This is a genomic window from Marinifilum sp. JC120 (genome assembly GCA_004923195.1).
GTDB lineage: Bacteria > Desulfobacterota > Desulfovibrionia > Desulfovibrionales > Desulfovibrionaceae > Maridesulfovibrio.
Genome location: RDSB01000012.1, coordinates 70,570 through 89,350, shown reverse-complemented (window position 1 = coordinate 89,350; position 18,781 = coordinate 70,570). Strand labels below are relative to the sequence as shown.

Below are 18,781 nucleotides of genomic sequence, written 5' to 3'. Positions count from 1 at the left end.
AGATAATTTTACGCAGTGGGACCAGACTAAATTAAATCAAAACTTACAGCAACTTTGCTAAAAAGCAGGTTTGGACACCAAAGAAAACACCTAACATTACAAGATGTTACATAAACACAGTTTAAAACACATATTTAACAGTTCAACACTAAATTTCTACCGCAAACGGACGATAGGATTATTAACCACACACAGAAACCATAGACAGTATAAGTTGGAAAACCACTCCGGGAGGGGAGATGACTTTCGACAAGACTGATATAGACAGCCTCATGCTGTCCTGCACGCTTACGCCTGAAGAGCAGGCTGCTTCTTTCAATGAAGAAGACTCTACTGAACGGCAGGAAAAGCTCACCAAACTCCGCGACCAGATCCGGGCCGGTACCTATCGCCCTACCATCGGTGAAATCGCCATTAATCTAATCCGCTCCGAAGCCAAAATCAGCGGTTTCGGCTGATCTCGCGCATTGCCGCACCATTTTACTTTACCTTCGTGCCACATGCATTTAAACTGCCGGGTCTGAAACCGGAGGTATGATGCTAGTTGTAATTAATGTGGATGATCTCGGGCTGCATCCGGCTGTGCGCCGGGCAGTGGACCAGCTTGCCCAATCTAAAGACGGACACGGGGTTGTGACCTCGTCCACCACCCTTGCCAACGGGCCGGATTTATCTGAGTCCGTGCTTTTGCAAGACAAGCACGAAGGACTGGGACTTGGTGCGCACCTGAATTTGCTGCGCGGCAAACCCATCTCCAACCCGGACCACATCCCCAGCCTTGTGGATGATGACGGGCTGCTTTTCGGCAACTACACATCCCTGCTGCTGCGTTACGTAACCGGACGCATCAAGCTTTCCGAGGTGGAAAAAGAATGGTCCGCACAGGTGGAATACCTGCTCGACCACAAAATCCGCTTGACCCATTTTGACAGCGAAAAGCATATCCACGCTTGGCCCGGACTATACAATCTGGCAGGCAGAATTGCGCGCAAGTACGGGATCAAATGGATACGCCGTCCATTCGAGCACACTCCCCCCAGCCGCTTTGATAAGGGCATGCTGCGTACCCGTTTTTTACAGCTCTGCCTTGGTGCAAGCTTTCCCGGCAAAGAGCCGCGTTCGGCTGATTGCGTCTGGGGAATTGGTGACCAGAAGGAAAATTTGGACCCGCATCTTTTTAAGAAATATGTCGAACTATATCGGCCTGAAATAGTAGAAATTGTCTGCCATCCCGGTCTTCCGCAGGAAGGAGACGGCCCCCTGCCGTCCGAATTCGGTCCTATGCGGGTTGAAACGCAGTGGAAGGAAGAATCTGAGTCCCTGTTGCACAAGGAATGGCTTAATATATTTAAAGAACTGGGGGCTACCCCCGTGAACTACGGGCAGATTGATCCCCGTAGCGGAGAGATTAAATAATGCTAGAAGCTGAAGAATGTAAAAGAGAGATAGAAGTCAGCATCGTCACTCCTATGCACAACGAAGAAGGCTGCGTGCGTGAATTCCATAAGCGTATTAGCGCAGCATTGCAGGGAATGAATACCACCTACGAAATCCTGCTGGTTAATGACGGCTCCACCGACAGCACAGAATCCATTATCCGTGAGCTTGCCGCAGATGACCCCAATCTTAAGGGCATCATGCTGGCCCGCAACCGTGGGCAATGTACCGCAATCTACGCTGGAGTACAGGAAAGCAAAGGATGCTACGTAGTTATCATGGATGGAGACCTTCAGCACAAGCCTGAAGAAGTTCCGTCTCTAATTGAAGAGATTCGCAAAGGTTACGACCTTGTCTCCGGTTGCCGCACCAATCGCGGCGAATCCATGATCAAACGCAAACTGCCCAGTAAAATTGCCAACTACCTCATGCGCGCAACCAGCGGCTGTCAGGTTAAGGATATGGGCGGTCTTTCCGTACTCAAAGGCAAGCTGGCCCGATCCATGACCCTGCGTGAAGGTCAGCACAGGCTCGTTCCAGCACTGGTTTACGGCATGGGCGGTTCAGTTTCTGAAGTACCTATTTCCGCGCCCCCGCGCTTTGCCGGGGAAAGCCACTACGGTCTGGCCCGGTCCATCGATGTGCTTTTCGACATCGTCATGCTCTGGTTTCAGTCCTCATTCAAGCAGCGCCCCATCTATCTTTTCGGACGCATCAGCCTGCTCATGTTCATGCTCGCCTCGCTGGTAATGGTCTGGCTGCTCTACGAAAAAGTTTTCTTCGGGGTCCACATGGGAACCCGCCCGCCATTCATGGGCTGCATCCTGCTCTACCTCAGTTCGCTAGGCTTCATGTCTACAGGGTTCATCCTTGAATCGCTTGCAAACACCTATGACGCCGTAATGGGGACCAAGACTTACCAGATACGGGAAGTTGTGGAGAAAGAGTAAAGAGACAAAATACCTTGGATATTAAAAAACGGGTCAGTTGATTTCAACTGACCCGTTTTTTTGTGTGAATTACAAAACATAAATTCTGAAATTGAACACGGCTCATTTCACCCAAATCAACTTAAATCAACGCCTCATCATGGGGGGGAGACTTAGGGGGTAACTTGAGGGGTGGCCCTACTTCTTCTTAGCAGGATAAACCAACAACACCACGCGGCGGTTACGCTTCTGGTTGGCAGGGATAGCTTTGCCGTTTTTATCTATGTTGGGATAAGCGGGTGCGGTATCAGCCATACCCAGCACTTTGATGCGGGACTTGCTGAACCCGTTGTTAAGCAGATAGCGGGCAACTGCACTGGCACGGGCGGAGGAAAGCTCCCAGTTGGAAGGGAACTGTCTTGATTTCATAGGGATATTGTCTGAATGCCCCTCAATAACCACATCATAGGGCGATTTGGCGAGGGAAGGTGCTATTTTGGAAAGAACCCTTTTGGCACCCTTGGTCAGATCAGCTTTGCCGCTGGGAAAAAAGAAACCGCCCTTGAGCACGATGGCTACGGAATCGGGCCGCATCTTGATTTTCAGGGCATCTGATTCACGGCCCACCAGTCGGGCCATTTCAAGCTGCATTTCAAAAATATTGCGTTGATGATCACTGATCACCCTACGGGCAACCGGGGCACCTTCAAAAGTATCCGCCTCTCCTTTCGGAGGCACAGGCACGCCCATGGCTGAAGCCAGCGAATCTGAAACATCTTTGTATTTGTTCTGATCAACATCGGCGATAGCCAGCAAAAGCACAAAGAAGCAGAGCAGCAGAGTCATCATATCTGCAAGAGTCAGGGCCCAACCACCCTCTTCTCCGCCCTGTGCAGGCTTTTTCAGGCTGAAATCATCCGACATAATTTAAACCGCCTACTTCTTAGCCTTAACTGTGGCCCACTTGCGCGGGGGCAGGTAGCCCTTAAGCTTATCCATGACGATAGCGGACGGGGTCTTGTCCTTGATGAACAGAATACCGTCACGGATAACCCGCATAAGCAGAGTAATCTCGTCAATTCTCTTTTCCACTTTAATGGCGATGGGCATAAAAAGCATATTGGCGAAAAGCGCGCCGTAAAGAGTGGTTGTCAGGGCTGTAGCCATGGCCGGACCAATGGCCGCAATATCTGCGCCCATACCCTGCATCATGGCGATGAGACCGATCAGGGTCCCGATAATACCGAAGGCCGGAGACAAGGTGGACATGGTCCGGTAAATTCCGGCGGCACTGTATTCCTGTTCGTGATACTGCTGAATGCGGTTATCGAGAATCTCTTTGATCTCCTCTTTGGAATAACCATCCACAAGCATCTGCAACCCTTCGCGCAAGAAATCGTTTTCAATATTCTTAAGGCTGCCTTCGAGGTGTTCCTCGCCTTTGGAGGATACATCCTTGGAAAGGTTGACGATAACATTGATGTAGTTTTCAAGAGGCAGTTCGTCAGCACCCATGGCCATCATGAAAACACCGAGCACGCGCATTACTTCGCGCAACGGGTAACAGATAAAGGTGGAGGCGATGGTGCCTCCGCCTACAATGGCAATACCGGGAATATTGATAAACACGCCCACGGAATCGGTGGAGGTGTAGGTAGCAACCATGAGGATGGCAATACCGAAGAATATACCGATTATGGTGGCTATATTCACTTCTTATCCCCTCCTTTGATATCACGCACCATTTCGAAAAGTTCGGTGAGCACGTCTTCAGCCTCAGTCTCATCCACATTATCGCGGATTTCGTCCTGCACGATCTTAGCGATCTTCTTGGCAAGGTTGGCCAGAATCTTCTTGCGGGCATCATCCTCGGCAATGCTCATCAAAACGCCCAGCTTATGATAGCCCAGACGGGTGAACACTTCCTTGAGTGTCGCATTGTCCACGTAGACGATGTCTTCAATGTCTTCCAGCTCTTCAATGGCCTTCTTCTTTTTCTTGACTTTGCTGAAGTAGTCCGGCTCTTTTTCTGAAGCCCAGTCACTGACCTTGTTACGGTCGAACATGAACATGGTTTCCGGAAAATCTTCCTGTGCGATTTTTTTGTAGATGATCTTGGGATCGCTCTCCAACATCTGGGAAATTTCGTAAATATCCACAATCTGTAATTCAGATGTGGGGGTATAGGCATTCTGCTGCAATTCCCTGAACAAATTATTGGCAACCTCTAAAAAGCTATCCGGGTCTGAAAGCTGAATAAAACGGTCGGGAAAAGCCTTGCCTGTACGCAAATCAATGGCGTCAATGATCTTCAGGCTCTTAAGCTTGTTGATAACCGCATCGATTTCACTCTGGGAAACAAGGATGATGCTGCGGATGGTCTTGCAGAGTTTGGTGTAATCAAGGCCCAGATCATGATTGCGTTCTTTTCTGGCCTGCTCCCGGTCCATACTGGCGTGGGTGCGGTAGGCAAGATCGAGGATATTGCAGATACTTGTAAAATTGCTGCGGTGTCCCTTGGAAGAAATCATCTCCCCGGTACGATGCAGCCGCTTGACCAGCAGACGGGTCATGTACTGGACAGTACGTGGACATTGATCCAAAAGCTTGAGAATAATCTGGTCAGTAAGAATGACGAGGTCACAGTACTCGGCGGCTTCGGCATTTGCGGAACGGGCACCTTTGGAAATGATACCCATTTCACCGAAAATTTCGCCCTCTCCCAGACGGGCAAGGATGATCTTTTCATTATTCTGGACTTTGTAGATGTTTACCGCACCCTTTTTGATCATATAGGCTACGGAACTCTCCTGCCCTTCCTTGAAAATTTCCTGCCCCTTGTAAAAGGACTTGATATTAGGACTGCTGGACCCCATTAAAAAAACTCCCTCGATATTACCCTTTTTCCGGGCGAGAAATATAAACTCACAAACAACAGCTCTGAAACTGACCTCAAAGCATCCGACAAATCAACTTCCTGCACAGTAACAAAAATCAGCGGCTACAGTAATTATCATATATTAGATCATTATAAAGAACAATACGCCAAGGATTTATCTTAAGAATACCAAAAAGAAAGCGTTAAGGGCATAAACTTTTGAACATACAGTAACGATTATTTTTCCAATGCCATTTAAATCCCTTACGTCACATCTCAAATACTGCTAAGCTGGCTTCGGGCTAGGACAAGGCCCGATAATCAATGATCAAACCAGCACTTCAGGAACAGACATGGAATGGAATCTCTTATTCGGGCACCTCGCGGTCGTAGGCGGCTTTTTACTGGCTGCAATTCTGGTAATGTCCATCCTGCGCAAACAGCGCACCTCATCAGCGGCCTTTGCCTGGTTGCTGGCAATTTTCTTTGTGCCCTATGTGGGGGTACCCTTTTACCTCATATTCGGGGGACGCAAACTAAAACGTGATGCCCATACCAAAGCGGACATCCATCTGGAAGTACAGGAAACCATCCCGCAGGAAGAAGCCGACCCCATTGATACCATGCTCCGCGAATACGGTATCCCCGGAGCAACTAGCGGCAACAAGGTCCGTCTCTGCCCCACAGGCATCGATATTTACAATGAACTGGTCAAGCTCATTGAAAATGCCGAACACCAGATCCTGATCACCACCTTCATCCTTTCACGGGATGAAGTAGGCAAGGATATTGTGGCAAGACTGGCCCGTAAGGCCGCTTCAGGAGTAACCGTACGCTTGCTGCTGGACGACATCGGCTCCTTGTTTACCTCCCGCCGCTTCCTGAAAAAACTGCTCGATAACGGCGGCAAGGTGGCCTACTTCATGCCTCTGCTCCGTGCCCCTTTTCATGGCAACAGCAACCTGCGCAACCACCGCAAAATAGCCATTGCCGACCAGACCTATGTGCTGGCAGGCGGAACTAATATTGCCAATGAATACATCGGCCCCGACCCTTGCCCGGAACGCTGGACCGACCTTTCCTTTGTGCTGCAAGGACCTGCGGTGCGCCACTATATTGAAGTTTTCCAATCGGACTGGCTCTTTGCCTCCGGCGAAAAGGTAAACATCATCCCGCCCTGCACCAAGGGTTCTGCCGTAAGCGGAGACGGAGTCATGCAGGTTGTTCCTTCAGGACCTGACGTGCCCCGCGACCCGGTCCATGACGCCCTGCTCACCGCTGCATTTACCGCGGAAAAAAGGCTCTGGATTGTCACTCCCTACTATGTACCGGATGAAGCTTTGGCACAGGCCCTGCGTCTGGCAGCCCTGCGCGGGGTGGACCTACGGGTTGTAGTCCCGGCAAAATCCAATCATAAACTGGCCGACCTTGCCCGCGGAACCCATCTGCGAGAACTGGAGCAATGCGGTGGGCGGGTGGTCAAATACCCGCACATGGTCCATGCCAAGGTCATTGTTGTTGATGACAGGCTGGCGGTTGTGGGTTCTGCAAACATGGATATGCGCAGCTTGTTCCTTAACTATGAAATCGTCATGTTCTCATACTCTGAAGCGGACATAAAACCCGTAAACGACTGGGTTCAAGGACTTATCGATATAAGCACCGAAGGGACAGTTCCAGTGGGAATGGTCCGCGATACTGTGGAAGGAGCCGCAAGACTGGTGGCTCCGCTACTTTAAACGGAATGCATTGACCTCACACAGAGCGGGGCTTATTTTATAGGTATGGTAAAAGTTATTAAAATTTTATTCTTCACCGTTCTTCTGGTACTCGGCTTTGCAGCAACCTGCTTTGCATGGGGTCCGGGAGTGCATATGGCCATCGGCAACGCGGTACTTTCCAATACCGGGATGCTTCCTGATATGATGGCTAAACTACTGCTCTCAAATTCAGCTATATACCTATACGGCTGTCTGAGTGCGGATATCTTCATCGGTAAGGGCAGTAAAGCCAAGCGGCTGCACAGCCACAACTGGCAGACCGGATTCAACCTGCTCGACGAATCTGACGACGAACACCTGAAAGCGTACTCGCTGGGTTACCTCTCCCATCTGGCAGCGGACATCATCGCCCACAACTACTACGTACCAAACCTTATGCAACAGGCTCGGTCCGGGGGCAGGCTCAGCCATGTATATATAGAAATGCTGGCTGACGATCAGGTAGCATGGTCCGCGCAGGAAGCCGCCCGTCTTTTCCGCACGGCCAATCTCGATGCTGACTTCAACCTGCGCAAACACATGGACGCAAAGAAATACAGCTTCCTGTTCAAGAAAAAGGTCTTCCACCAAACCATCGCCCTGCTGGAATACAAAGCTGTGAGCAAATCCCTGAATATTTCTAAAAAGGTAGTCCCGGCCTTCCGCCAAGCCTATCTGCGCTCCATCATCGACTATTCATACAGGGTCGTGATGGACATGCTTAGTTCCCCGCAAAATGCTGTCGCTCTTGATTTTGACCCCATCGGGGCCACTAACATCGGCCTTGCTAAGGAAGACAACAACTGGAAAAATGCCCTTAAAAAGTCTGTTCCCTTCTCGCCCCGCTTTGAAATGGATGAGAGGATTACCGGACTGCCAAAACTGGCCGGGGTTGAGGGAATGTTTAGATCAAAGACAACCATAAATGATCCTACTGCGCTTAATATTTAAACAAGAATAAGATATCTTCGAAAAAACACCTGAATTTTATTCAGCACAATCTAGTTTCACCTATCTAAAAATCGGCCTTTTATTTAAAAACATGAATTTCATTCGACAAAATCAGTTTCATCTTTTAGCGAAAGCAGCTCTTGTGTATCTTTAATGCAACTTTCCAATAATCAATGTTGCATATATCAATACAACATCATCAACACATCATAACTGCATTAGCATCTATATCTTTACATTAAAACAAACAGTGCAGGATAATCGTTTTCCCCTTTTCCCGGCTATTCGCCAGCTTGTCCGAGATTTTACAAAATTGACATTTTTTTGCTTATTTTAAAAATTAGTTATTATATTTCAATTATATACCAATTCAACACTTGTTCCGTTTTTGTAAAAGCGTGTACCCACAGGACATGCTTGGGAAATTTTTCACCAACGCATTGATTTTAAAATCAACGCTGTCTGAATCCCGACACTTCACCCTCCAGAGCTTGTCTAAACAAACACAAAACACTGTTTTTTAAGTATTATTAATCCGCAAAAGATGGTGAACATTATTTGCTATGTATTTTTAAGTTTTACATTGCCAACTGTTGACTTGCTGTGGGGGCGGGCATAGGTGGGAATTGTGAACAACGCAATTGAACCAAATTTTTTTGGAGGAATATAAAATGTACGCAATCGGAACCATCAAGGCTTGGGCAGCTACCCGCGCAGCACGTAATAGCGGCGAAGTAAACCACAGCATGCACGCTGTGCTGACCATCGCAACTCTCGGTCTCTGGCTCCCGGTCTGGACCGTGGCAGCTATCCGCGAAACCAACCGCGCACAGATGAGAAGTTCTCTTGTGGACCTGCGCCACATTGAACGTCTTGAAATCTCCCCTGAATACCGCAGACAGCTTGCACGCATGTCTCGCTAGAGTTGCGCACATCAAATTCATTAATATGAATTTGTTTCTCAAAATAGATATGGATTTATTTTGAGGGTGTAATGGTAGTATTCGGGTATACATCTTTTGCCGCTTCGCCAAAAGTGAAGCGGCAGCCTTTTCAAACCCGGTCCCTTGTTTAAGTTGCGAGTGGACCGGGTTTTCTCCAAATGAGAATCGCATTCTGCCATTTGCTTTTCTTTACGGTTGGAAATATAATCAGCCTTCCTTTCAGCTGTTTCACCTGAAACAGCAATCCTGTTTCCCGCGCCAAAACAGAACCTTGATCAAAGCTACACGTCACATTTTTGTGCCGTGCTTTTCTGCATTTCTAACTTACCGAGGTTCAACCATGTTTGAATACGATCTTGCCCATTGGACAACCTTTCTTTTAGCCGCCCTGCTCCTCAACATTGCACCGGGACCGGACATGGCCTTCATTCTCAGCCATACCGTGACCGGAGGAAAAAAAGCCGGATTTGCCGCCATGTTCGGAATCTGGTCCGGAGCCTTTGTCCACGTACTACTGGCCGCACTTGGACTATCCGCCATTGTGGCAGCATCAGCCACCGCTTTCGGAGTAGTGAAATGGGTTGGGGTAATTTATCTATTCTGGCTGGCAATCGATGCCTTCCGTTCAAAAGGAAGTACACTTGATATCCAAAAAAAATCCACACAACTCAGCTCTGCCGCCATCTTCAAGCAAGGTATGTTCATCGACATCCTCAATCCCAAGGTTGCCACATTCTTTCTGGCCTTCCTGCCGCAGTTTATAGTGGAGGGAGCCGGTCCGGTCTGGGCTCAGCTCATGTTTCACGGCACCCTGATCATAGTAATGGCCGCACTCATTGAGCCGCCCCTGATCTATGCCGGGGACCGCATTACCGGAAGATTGCGTGAAAGCAGAAAACTACAGGTCTGGCTGGACCGCGCACTGGGGTCGGTATTTGTGGCTTTCGGGATTAAACTGGCGATGTATGAGCGGTAAAATTAAAGGGTGTGAAAGCACCCTTTATTTCAAAACCCCGGTCCAAAGCTTCGAGGTGTGCATGACCCTCAAAATTTCAACTTTGTCGGGAAAAATACGGTAAACAAGAAAATAAGGAATATGAGGAATTACAAGCTCTCGTGCACCTTTCAAAATACTTTGCCGTCCAGCTTGCGGAAAAGTTGCTAGAATCTTTGTTGAACCATATATTTTCCCAACCAACATCCTCCCCACATCCGGTTCCAGCTTCTGGTCAAAATAAGCCATAAGTTCAAACAGGTCATCTTCTGCTGGCTCCGTCCATTTAATCAAGCTCAACGCCGAACTCCTTCAACTTCTCTCCTAACTCCTCGTGTGAAATAACCTTGCCTGCATCCGCAGCATCAATGCCCTTCTGCACTTCTGCTGAATACCAAGTAATATATTCAAGATAATGTCTGACCGCATCCTTGATCACGCCGGAACGGCTATTTCCAAGGACTCCAGCGGCCTCATCAAGTCGCTCTAAGGTCGCGTCGTCAAAACGGGTACTTACTAAAGATGGCATATATCCTCCTATGTATAACATAATGTAATACACGCGATTTGACTTGTCTAGATATAAGCCATTGATATTAAGATACGGAAAGTGGCCGCCACGCACCCTTTATTTAAACCACCCCATCTGCTACTTTCCGCCTAACAAGGAGCTTCGCCATGAAAAAAATATTACTGACCTTATTCATACTCGGTTCAATCGCCCTTTGCGGTTGCCAGCCTAAGATGAACCTTTTCCCGGATGGCACTGATCCCCTGCTTGAAAAAAAATTGCAGGGCGAAGGAGAGTATAAGGTTCTCGTGATCTCCATTGACGGAACCATTTCCGATGAAGGCAAACGTGGGCTGCTGGGCAGTTCACCCAGTCTGGTGCAGGAAGTATCCTCACGGCTCAGACTTGCTGCCGAGGACGACGACATCAAAGCTCTTGTGCTTAAGGTGAATTCTCCCGGCGGATCAGTTACTGCCAGCGACATCCTCTACAATGAAATCCTGCGCTTCAAAGAAAAAACCGGAGCCAAGGTTGTCGTGAACATGATGGATGTGGCTGCTTCCGGCGGCTACTACGTAAGCCTTCCTGCTGATCACATCATGGCCCATCCGACCACTCTGACCGGGTCCATCGGGGTTATCTTCATCCGTCCGAAAGTGGACGGACTCATGGATAAAATCGGCGTAACAGTTGAAGTCTCCAAGTCCGGCCGCAACAAAGATATGGGCTTCCCCTTCAAACCGGACACCCCGGAGCAGAAGAAAATCATCGATGAGATCATAAAAGATTACGCAGACCGCTTTCAGGGGTTGGTCAAGAAACACCGCTCCATATCTGATGAAAAATTACAAACAATCTTTACCGCACAGGTCTTCAGTGCCAAGGGCGCAAAGAAAGCCGGACTGGTGGACAGCCTCGGCTATCTTCCTGACGCTGTAAAAGAAGCCTGCAAGCTGGCCGGGATTGATGAAGATTCACGGGTAATTACTTATAAACGCAAAAGCTACCCCAACGACACGCTCTACAACTCTGCATCATCACAGGCTTTCTCTCCGGCCCTGATTAATATTGATGCCGGAAACCTCATGCCGCCCAAAGCCGGATTCCATTATTTGTGGCTTCCGGCAGCAGAATGATTACAGTCGCACTGCTTTGCTTTCTTGAAAAAAACATGTATGAATTGCACGTTTGACCTGATTACAGCAACCCCCTCGGAGGACCAAATGAAAAAGAACAGCCTGATCCTTACATTCATCCTGCTTTTTTCTCTCGCTGTCTTCAGCGCATGCACTCAGGAAACCCAGAACCGCATTGGTCGTTCCCTCCAGAACTGGACCGGGGTAGACGGGGTTCTTGAAATTTATTCCGGCGGCAAGCTGATCAAACGATTCATTAAAATTGATAAGCTTTCCACTGCTTCCGGCACCAAGGAAAGAGCTCAGCGACCATACCGATTCGGTTACGGCATTCTTGATGCCAACCTGAACGGCAAAGCAGACCCCGGTGAAAATAAAGTCTACTTTGAATTCAGCGACTACTCTACAAATTACGTCTTCTTTGAAGATCCCAACGCTAAAAAATAAATATCCTTACCGGACCTTGATGGTCCGGTATTTTTTTGCCCATGAAAAAATGCATAAGAGCGGCGAGAGCCCTAACAATGGCCCCCGATGAAAATTCGATTATCGAAGATTTCGGACTTATTCATGACGGAAACCGGATTCTGGAAACAGGAACATGGTCTGCGCTTAAAGACGATTTTTCCGGTGAAGTGCCCCTGGAAGTTGAAGACCTCGGCGATGTCACCATAGTCCCCGGCCTGATCAATGCACATGTCCACCTTGAACTTTCCCACTTGAAAGGCAAGACTGTGCAAGGACAGGGTTTCACCAATTGGATCAAATCCCTGCTTTCCAATCCCCTCTACGATCTTGATACTGAGGCGGTCCGCAATGCGGTTAAGCAAATGCGTGCAGAGGGAACGGGCTTTTGCGTGGACATCTCCACCCGCAACTGCGCGCAGGTCGCCGGAATTATGGATGAGCTGGGCATGGGCTTTTACGCTTGCTGCGAAGCCATAGGAGTGCAAACTCCCAAAGAAAAAGCTAAATTCTTCCCGCAAAAGAGATTCCAGTACGGACGCGCTGCCGGGTCCGGGCATTCCCTCTACTCTACCGGGGCTGAACTTTTGCAAGCCGTAAAGAAAGCCAACGACGCAGCCGGACTGCCCTTCCCCATCCACCTTGCGGAGAATGAGGAAGAAGATGAAATTGTGGCCCATGGCAGCGGAGAATTCGCAGGAATGCTCAAAGGGGCTGGACTTCTGGCCGATTGCGGTAACAAGGGACTGCGACCCGTTGAGTATGCGGATTCCCTTGGACTGCTGGATGAATCGACCCTTGCGGTCCATTGTGTTCGGGTTGCGGATAACGATATCAGCACTCTTCGCGACCGCAAAGTTAATGTCTGCCTCTGCCCCCGGTCCAATTCATACATAGGCGAAGGCCGTGCACCGTGGGAAAAGATTCTGAAATCTGGTATAAACACTTGTCTGGGTACGGACAGCATTGCTTCCAATTATGATTTATCCATGTGGAACGAGCTGGAATACCTGCTGAAAAACACTGAAATTTCCATGTCCCCGGCTGAAGCGCTCGCACTTGTGACCAGCAACAGCGCGCAAGCCTTAAAAATAGATGACTCATACGGATCTTTAGAAAAGGGTAAGCGAGCCGTTTACACAGCGGTTCCCGCCCATCTTGAAGATCTTTTGTTTTAATACTTTTTCGCACCACAACTTAAGAGGAACACTTATGGAATGGCGACATAAGGATTTGCTGGATGTTACCCAGCTCAGCAAAGAGGAAGTGCAGCATGTTTTTGAAACTGCCACTTACTTTCAGGAAATCAACTCCCGTCCGGTAAAAAAGGTACCTACTTTAAAAGGCCATAGTGTGGTCCTTTTTTTTGCCGAACCGAGCACAAGAACCAAAACCTCCTTTGATATGGCCGGGAAACGTCTCTCCTGCGACACCTTCTCCCTTGCCAAAAGCTCCAGCAGTCTGACCAAAGGCGAAACTCTCAAGGATACCGCCCTGACCCTACAGGCAATGAACCCGGATGGCATCGTTCTGCGCCACTGGGCCAGCGGAGCGGCGCAATTTTTGGCCGAGCGTCTCGATTGCAGCATCATCAATGCCGGGGACGGCCGTCATGCCCACCCCACTCAGGCTTTGCTGGACGGTTTCACCCTTTATCAGGAATGGGGTTCACTTGAAGGCAAGACCGTGCTCATCCTTGGAGATATCGCCCACAGCCGGGTGGCCCGTTCCAACCTCACCTTACTGAATAAAATGGGCGCGAAAGTCCGCTTCTGCGGTCCACGCACCCTGCTGCCGCCATACATCAAAAACTGGGACGCAGAGGTCTACACAGACATCAACGAAGCCTGCAAAGGAGTTGATGCGGTCATGTGTCTTCGTTTGCAGCTGGAACGCCAGCAGGATGGTCTGCTGCCTGATCTGCGCGAATATTCAAATTACTTCGGTCTCGGACACAAGCAGATTGAACTTGCTAATCCGGACGTAAAGATCATGCATCCCGGTCCCATGAACCGCGGGGTTGAAATCAACTCTGAGCTGGCCGACTGCGAAGCCAGCCTCGTGCTCGATCAGGTCGCAAGTGGTGTCGCCACCCGCATGGCACTTTTATATTTGTATCTGACCCGGAAGAAGTAGTTGATGCGCTTCGCGCTTTTAAGAATAAGTTAATTTGCCTCCGGCGGCTTAAACCCTTTGAAAAGGGTTTAAGAATCCCAAACTTTTTTAATAGGGCTTCGCCGCTTTGAATATAAAATTTCTGTTTTTTAGGAGACTACAATATGTCCCATCCAGAACTTGTCATTCGTAAGGCAGTTTGGAAAGGCGAAGAGGTCGACCTCCTCGTTGCAGACGGTAAAATTTTAGATGTAATCCCCTCTTCCGATGCTATGTATGAAGGCGCGGAAGTAGTTGCCGCCCGCGGGTTGCTGCTCATGCCCAGCTTCACTGACGTGCATACCCATTTGCGCGAACCCGGCTTTGAATACAAGGAAGATATCGCGTCCGGCCTGAAAGCTGCCGTGCACGGCGGTTTCTCCAACATCATGTGCATGGCTAACACTGATCCGGTCAACGACAACGCCGTGGTTACCGACGAGATGCTGCGTAGAGCCAAGACCGCTTTTCCTGAAGGCGGACCAAGGCTCTTTCCCATCGGCGCGCTAACTAAAGGGCTGGCCGGAGAAGAACTCTCGCCTATGCATGAAATGGCTGAAGCCGGATGCGCTGCCTTTTCCAACGACGGCCTCCCAATCAAGAACAGCGAACTTTTCCGCCGAGCCATGGAATACGGCTCTGATACCGGAAAGCCAATCATAGACCATTGCGAAGACCCTTATCTTGCTCCGGCCGTAGGGGTGAACGAAGGTGAAGTATCCTCCGTGCTGGGACTTGGAGCACAGCCGGATGTAGCCGAGGCCGCACAGGTAGCCCGTGACCTGCTCATGGCAGAATATCTGGATATGCATATCCATCTGGCCCATATCTCCTGCCGCAAGTCTGTGGATTTGATTGCCTGGGCCAAGAAGCGCAGAGTAAAAGTTACCGCTGAAACCTGCCCCCATTACCTGCTGCTTACTGAAGAAGCTCTGCACGGCTACAACTCGGACACCAAGGTTAACCCGCCCCTGCGCACAGCCGACGATGTAGAAGCCCTGCTGGCAGGTATCAAGGACGGCACCATCGACATGTTCGCCACCGACCATGCGCCCCACGCGGCCCATGAAAAGGAAGTGGAATTCATGAACGCGCCCTGCGGCATTTCCGGGCTTGATTCAGCTTTATCTTTGACATGGTCACTGGTCGCTGACGGTAAGATTACCTTTGAAACATTTGTCCGCATGTGGACCACCGCCCCCTGCGAGACATTCGATCTGCCCTTGAACAGCTTCAAAAAAGGTGATCCGGCTGACTTCTTCCTCTTTGATCCCAGTGACGAATGGGTGCTTAACTCTAAGAACATGCATTCCAAGGGAAAAAACACTCCATTCCGTGGACAAACCTTGAAAGGACGGGTCATAAGCCATTTCCTTAGTGGCAAAAAAATAGTATGACCTCTTTAACAGACAGTGAATAAGTCTGTAGAGACAAGGTAAAAACTAATAAATTTATATAGTTGATCCACATCTGTTGCCAAGGTGACAGGCTGTTTATTTTTGATAAGGAGATTTTAATGAGCGAACCTTTCAAGGACGCGGTGGGAATTTGTAAAACCATCATGCGTAATGGCTATGATGCTTACATTATTAATGAAAGACTTCAGAAACTGACCATCGAAGATAAAGGTGAAGAAATCGAATTGGATATTTCCACCGATCTTGATTTCAAAAGACTGGTCAAACTTTTTCCCAATATTCAGACAATAGAGCAACAGGGTGTCACCGCTGTGCTGAAAGAAGGTGGCAACACCTTTTATTTCTACACTTCTGAAACCAGCAACTCTTCCCATCCTGAAGAGTGCGTTTCACGCATGACTCCGAGACTGCTCAAGGCTCTGGAAAAACAGCACCAGATCCCCATGTCCGCGGCCTGCCCTTACATTCCCAAGGCCGCAGATCCCTATGAAGGATTTGCTGAACTGAGCAGCGGTGAAGTCCGTTTGCTGGGCATCCCGGACCAGACCCTTAAAAAAGATTACCTCATGGGCATCAGAGCGTTGCGTTTTGCAGCCAACTACAACCTGCCCATTGAAACCAACACAAAAATCGCGATTATCCGCTCCTGCAAGCGTATTCTTGATTACGTACCCGTACCGGAAATCATGGACGAATGGCGCAAGGTTGAAGCTGAAAACATGTACGTTTTCGTTTCCCTGCTTTTCGAAACCATGCTCCTGCACGGTCTGATTCCCGAACTTGCCGCTCTCTCACGCCTCACTCAGGTAAAGAACAGCAAGACCGGTGAAACCGAAGATGTATTCACCCACACCCTTGATGTTATGCGCCTCTACCCCGAAGAACTGCCTTACGACTGGTTCGGCGTGGTAGCCTGCATGTTCCACGATGTGGGTAAACTCTACACTGCGGAAGAAGTGGACGGAAACTGGCAGTTCCTGCAACATCATCGCGTGGGCGCAAAAGTGACCAGAAAGATCCTGACTCGTCTCAACTTCCCGCAGGAAGATGTGGACCTGATCTGCGATCTGGTACGCCACCACATGCGTTTCCACTTCATGCTCACCGACAAGGGTATCCGTAAGTTCAAAGCGTTGGATGAATATCCCCGCCTCATTGAGATGGTTCGCGCAGACATCAAAGCCCGCGACACCACCTACAAGGAATTCAACCACAACGTTAAAATGCTTGAACGTGCCGACATTCCAGAAGAAGCTCTTGATCCGTTCCTCAACGGTAACGAAATCATGCAGCACACCGGACTTAAACCCGGTCCCGGCGTCGGTATCATTCGCGAATCTCTGCTCAAAGCACAGATCTCCGGCGATGTATCCAATATGGACGAAGCTATTGAGTATGTTATTGATCAGGCTAAGATGGCTTAAGTAATTTAGTTCCCAGAATATAAAAAAGTCCCCGGTTCAGCATTGCTGAGCCGGGGACTTTTTTTTGATCCTGCACCGTTCAGGTGAAGATCTGTCCAGCATACGGGAAATTTGTTTCCATCAACTGCCAAAGGCAATTTTGGCACCCAACCCCAGCATGCATACTCCAACAGCTTTCTCTATTCCCTGCTTACAGCGGTTAAAAAGCTTCAGCGGACCGGGAGCAGTCAACACGAAGACTACAAATGAAAACCACAACAAGTGAGTTAACGAAACGAACACACCGATGCCAATCTGAACCGAGATTGGTGTTTCCGGATTTATAACCTGTGTGAACAAAGCCATAAAAAAGCATATTGTTTTTGGATTCAACACGTTGCATATGAAGCCATTTCGAAATGCCGTGAGTGTTGAACATGCTGCATTGTTTTGCTCATCATTCAGTTCCTCAACTTTATCTGAGGGAAGAAAAGATGAGATTCCCAGCCATATCAAATATGCAGCACCAGCGTACCTTATAGCCTCCAGAACCCAGCTGAAAGTATCCACAACATAGCCTAGTCCCAATAGAATATATGTCGTATGCACAATCACACCGCAGGCTATCCCACTCGCGGTCGCCAATCCCAACTTCCGCCCGAAGCGAAGTCCGTTCCTAACGATAATCGCAAAATCAGGTCCCGGACTGATCACAGCCAAAACAGTAACCATCCCTACCAACAATAAATTTGAATCGATAAAATAATTCATACTAAGCCCTCTCCTGAATCAATTTAAATATTGTAGTAGATTATTTTTCATGAAATAAATAACGAATAGTTTTCAACTTAATTGTGAATTAAATTCACAGGAATAACATGAAACAGCTTCCGCCGTTAGGCCCACTCGTCAGTTTTAGGGCTGCAGCTGCCTGCTTGAGTTTTACGAAGGCAGCCAGAGAACTTAACCTGACCCATGGCGCGGTCAGCAAAGCAGTTAAACAGCTTGAAGAATATTACGGCCTGCACCTTTTCCACAGACGAAACCGGGCAATATTTCTGACTGCCAAAGGACGGTTTCTATTTCAGCATGTAGACAGGCTATTGAACGAACTTGAGGAGGTAAGCGAACAGATGAGCATTGCCGAGAACGGACAGAGAATCTCCGTGTCGTGTGAGCCTTCTTTAAGCATGCGCTGGCTGATGCCGCGGCTGGAGCAATTCCACGAGTCCTTCCCCGAAACTGAAATTCACATATCTACTGCCGGAGGCCCCATTGATCTCACTTCCGAAAGTGTGCATCTAGCCATACGCCGTTCTGATTTTTCGTGGCCCACGAACTATCATGCACACACCCTTGGCAGGGAACGCATAGGACCTGTTTGCAGTCCATCCTATTGGGAAAAAAACAAACACAAACCCAAAAAAATTCTACATACCAGAACCCGTAGAGAAGCTTGGACGAATTGGGGACAATATTCAGGCAAAACCGTTGAAGCCGACTCCGAGCAATTTTACGACCACTTTTACTTCAGTCTTCAAGCTGCTGTTGCCGGACTTGGGCTAGCCATGGGACCTGAACCTTTGGTTGCAGATGACCTTGAACGAGGACTGCTCGTTGCCCCGTTTGGTTTTGTGGAAACACCGATTTCATATGTGATATTATCTCTGAATCCCATTGGCCAAAACAAGAAGCTTAATAATTTTGTTTGCTGGGTAAGAGAACATATTGCTTTGGATAAAAGTGAATACAAATAAAGCCCCAGCGACCTGTAATTGTCAGAAATAGCTGCAAACCAAAA

Annotated in this window: 20 protein-coding genes; 14 read left to right on the top strand and 6 right to left on the bottom strand. The window is 48.7% G+C overall.

Going from position 1 to position 18,781, the window contains the following annotated elements:
- Window positions 1–239 precede the first annotated feature (239 nt).
- From D0S45_12945 to D0S45_12935, 3 genes are all read left to right on the top strand, one after another.
- Complete coding sequence (locus tag D0S45_12945) at window positions 240–458, top strand: flagellar biosynthesis anti-sigma factor FlgM (protein ID TIH14714.1); 219 nt, start codon at window positions 240–242, stop codon at window positions 456–458.
- 79 nt (window positions 459–537) lie between these two features.
- A complete protein-coding gene (locus D0S45_12940) occupies window positions 538–1,416 on the top strand; it encodes a ChbG/HpnK family deacetylase (GenBank protein ID TIH14713.1) in 879 nt (292 codons plus the stop codon).
- On the top strand, window positions 1,416–2,387 hold the full coding sequence (locus D0S45_12935) for a glycosyltransferase (GenBank protein ID TIH14712.1): 972 nt from the start codon (window positions 1,416–1,418) through the stop codon (window positions 2,385–2,387). Before D0S45_12940 ends, D0S45_12935 begins: the two co-directional genes overlap by 1 nt.
- A 177-nt stretch (window positions 2,388–2,564) precedes the next feature.
- Here the strand turns inward: D0S45_12935 and D0S45_12930 are convergent, their stop codons facing one another.
- From D0S45_12930 to D0S45_12920, 3 genes are read right to left on the bottom strand one after another with little or no spacing between them, the layout of a single operon-like run.
- Window positions 2,565–3,290, bottom strand: a complete 726-nt coding sequence (locus D0S45_12930; GenBank protein TIH14711.1) for a flagellar motor protein MotB — start codon at window positions 3,288–3,290, stop codon at window positions 2,565–2,567.
- 12 nt (window positions 3,291–3,302) lie between these two features.
- The gene (locus tag D0S45_12925) at window positions 3,303–4,079 is read right to left on the bottom strand and encodes a chemotaxis protein MotA (GenBank protein ID TIH14710.1); all 777 of its coding nucleotides are present in this window, start codon (window positions 4,077–4,079) and stop codon (window positions 3,303–3,305) included.
- The gene (locus tag D0S45_12920; protein ID TIH14709.1) at window positions 4,076–5,242 is read right to left on the bottom strand and encodes a Crp/Fnr family transcriptional regulator; all 1,167 of its coding nucleotides are present in this window, start codon (window positions 5,240–5,242) and stop codon (window positions 4,076–4,078) included. Before D0S45_12920 ends, D0S45_12925 begins: the two co-directional genes overlap by 4 nt.
- A 355-nt stretch (window positions 5,243–5,597) precedes the next feature.
- Here D0S45_12920 and D0S45_12915 point away from each other — a divergent pair, with 355 nt between their 5' ends.
- The 4 genes from D0S45_12915 (at window position 5,598) to D0S45_12900 (ending at window position 9,875) form a co-directional block, all read left to right on the top strand.
- Window positions 5,598–6,983, top strand: coding sequence for a cardiolipin synthase (locus D0S45_12915; protein TIH14708.1), 1,386 nt, complete (start codon window positions 5,598–5,600; stop codon window positions 6,981–6,983).
- 45 nt (window positions 6,984–7,028) lie between these two features.
- Window positions 7,029–7,955 carry a hypothetical protein gene (locus tag D0S45_12910; protein TIH14707.1) on the top strand — a complete coding sequence of 309 codons (927 nt, stop codon included), beginning with the start codon at window positions 7,029–7,031 and terminating at the stop codon, window positions 7,953–7,955.
- Window positions 7,956–8,626: 671 nt separating this feature from the next.
- Window positions 8,627–8,878, top strand: coding sequence for a hypothetical protein (locus D0S45_12905; GenBank protein ID TIH14706.1), 252 nt, complete (start codon window positions 8,627–8,629; stop codon window positions 8,876–8,878).
- A gap of 361 nt (window positions 8,879–9,239) precedes the next feature.
- Window positions 9,240–9,875, top strand: coding sequence for a LysE family translocator (locus D0S45_12900; protein TIH14705.1), 636 nt, complete (start codon window positions 9,240–9,242; stop codon window positions 9,873–9,875).
- Between the two features lie 24 nt (window positions 9,876–9,899).
- Here the strand turns inward: D0S45_12900 and D0S45_12895 are convergent, their stop codons facing one another.
- Window positions 9,900–10,193 (bottom strand): type II toxin-antitoxin system RelE/ParE family toxin, encoded by a 294-nt coding sequence (locus D0S45_12895; GenBank protein TIH14704.1) that lies wholly within the window; start codon window positions 10,191–10,193, stop codon window positions 9,900–9,902.
- Window positions 10,180–10,422 (bottom strand): ribbon-helix-helix protein, CopG family, encoded by a 243-nt coding sequence (locus D0S45_12890; protein TIH14703.1) that lies wholly within the window; start codon window positions 10,420–10,422, stop codon window positions 10,180–10,182. Before D0S45_12890 ends, D0S45_12895 begins: the two co-directional genes overlap by 14 nt.
- A gap of 149 nt (window positions 10,423–10,571) precedes the next feature.
- On the opposite strand from D0S45_12890, the gene sppA reads away from it, so the two are divergent.
- From sppA to D0S45_12860, 6 genes are all read left to right on the top strand, one after another.
- Complete coding sequence (gene sppA / locus D0S45_12885; GenBank protein ID TIH14702.1) at window positions 10,572–11,540, top strand: signal peptide peptidase SppA; 969 nt, start codon at window positions 10,572–10,574, stop codon at window positions 11,538–11,540.
- A gap of 87 nt (window positions 11,541–11,627) precedes the next feature.
- On the top strand, window positions 11,628–11,987 hold the full coding sequence (locus tag D0S45_12880; GenBank protein TIH14701.1) for a hypothetical protein: 360 nt from the start codon (window positions 11,628–11,630) through the stop codon (window positions 11,985–11,987).
- 41 nt (window positions 11,988–12,028) lie between these two features.
- The gene (locus D0S45_12875) at window positions 12,029–13,183 is read left to right on the top strand and encodes an amidohydrolase (GenBank protein TIH14700.1); all 1,155 of its coding nucleotides are present in this window, start codon (window positions 12,029–12,031) and stop codon (window positions 13,181–13,183) included.
- Between the two features lie 34 nt (window positions 13,184–13,217).
- Window positions 13,218–14,141 carry an aspartate carbamoyltransferase catalytic subunit gene (locus tag D0S45_12870; protein ID TIH14699.1) on the top strand — a complete coding sequence of 308 codons (924 nt, stop codon included), beginning with the start codon at window positions 13,218–13,220 and terminating at the stop codon, window positions 14,139–14,141.
- 143 nt (window positions 14,142–14,284) lie between these two features.
- Window positions 14,285–15,556 (top strand): dihydroorotase, encoded by a 1,272-nt coding sequence (locus tag D0S45_12865; GenBank protein TIH14698.1) that lies wholly within the window; start codon window positions 14,285–14,287, stop codon window positions 15,554–15,556.
- A gap of 119 nt (window positions 15,557–15,675) precedes the next feature.
- Complete coding sequence (locus D0S45_12860; GenBank protein ID TIH14697.1) at window positions 15,676–17,001, top strand: HD domain-containing protein; 1,326 nt, start codon at window positions 15,676–15,678, stop codon at window positions 16,999–17,001.
- A 120-nt stretch (window positions 17,002–17,121) separates the two neighbouring features.
- Here D0S45_12860 and D0S45_12855 read toward each other — a convergent pair whose 3' ends face one another.
- On the bottom strand, window positions 17,122–17,751 hold the full coding sequence (locus D0S45_12855; GenBank protein ID TIH14696.1) for a LysE family translocator: 630 nt from the start codon (window positions 17,749–17,751) through the stop codon (window positions 17,122–17,124).
- Window positions 17,752–17,858: 107 nt separating this feature from the next.
- On the opposite strand from D0S45_12855, the gene D0S45_12850 reads away from it, so the two are divergent.
- Entirely contained in the window at window positions 17,859–18,737 is an 879-nt protein-coding gene (locus D0S45_12850; GenBank protein ID TIH14695.1) for a LysR family transcriptional regulator, read from the top strand.
- The last annotated feature ends 44 nt before the right edge of the window (window positions 18,738–18,781 follow it).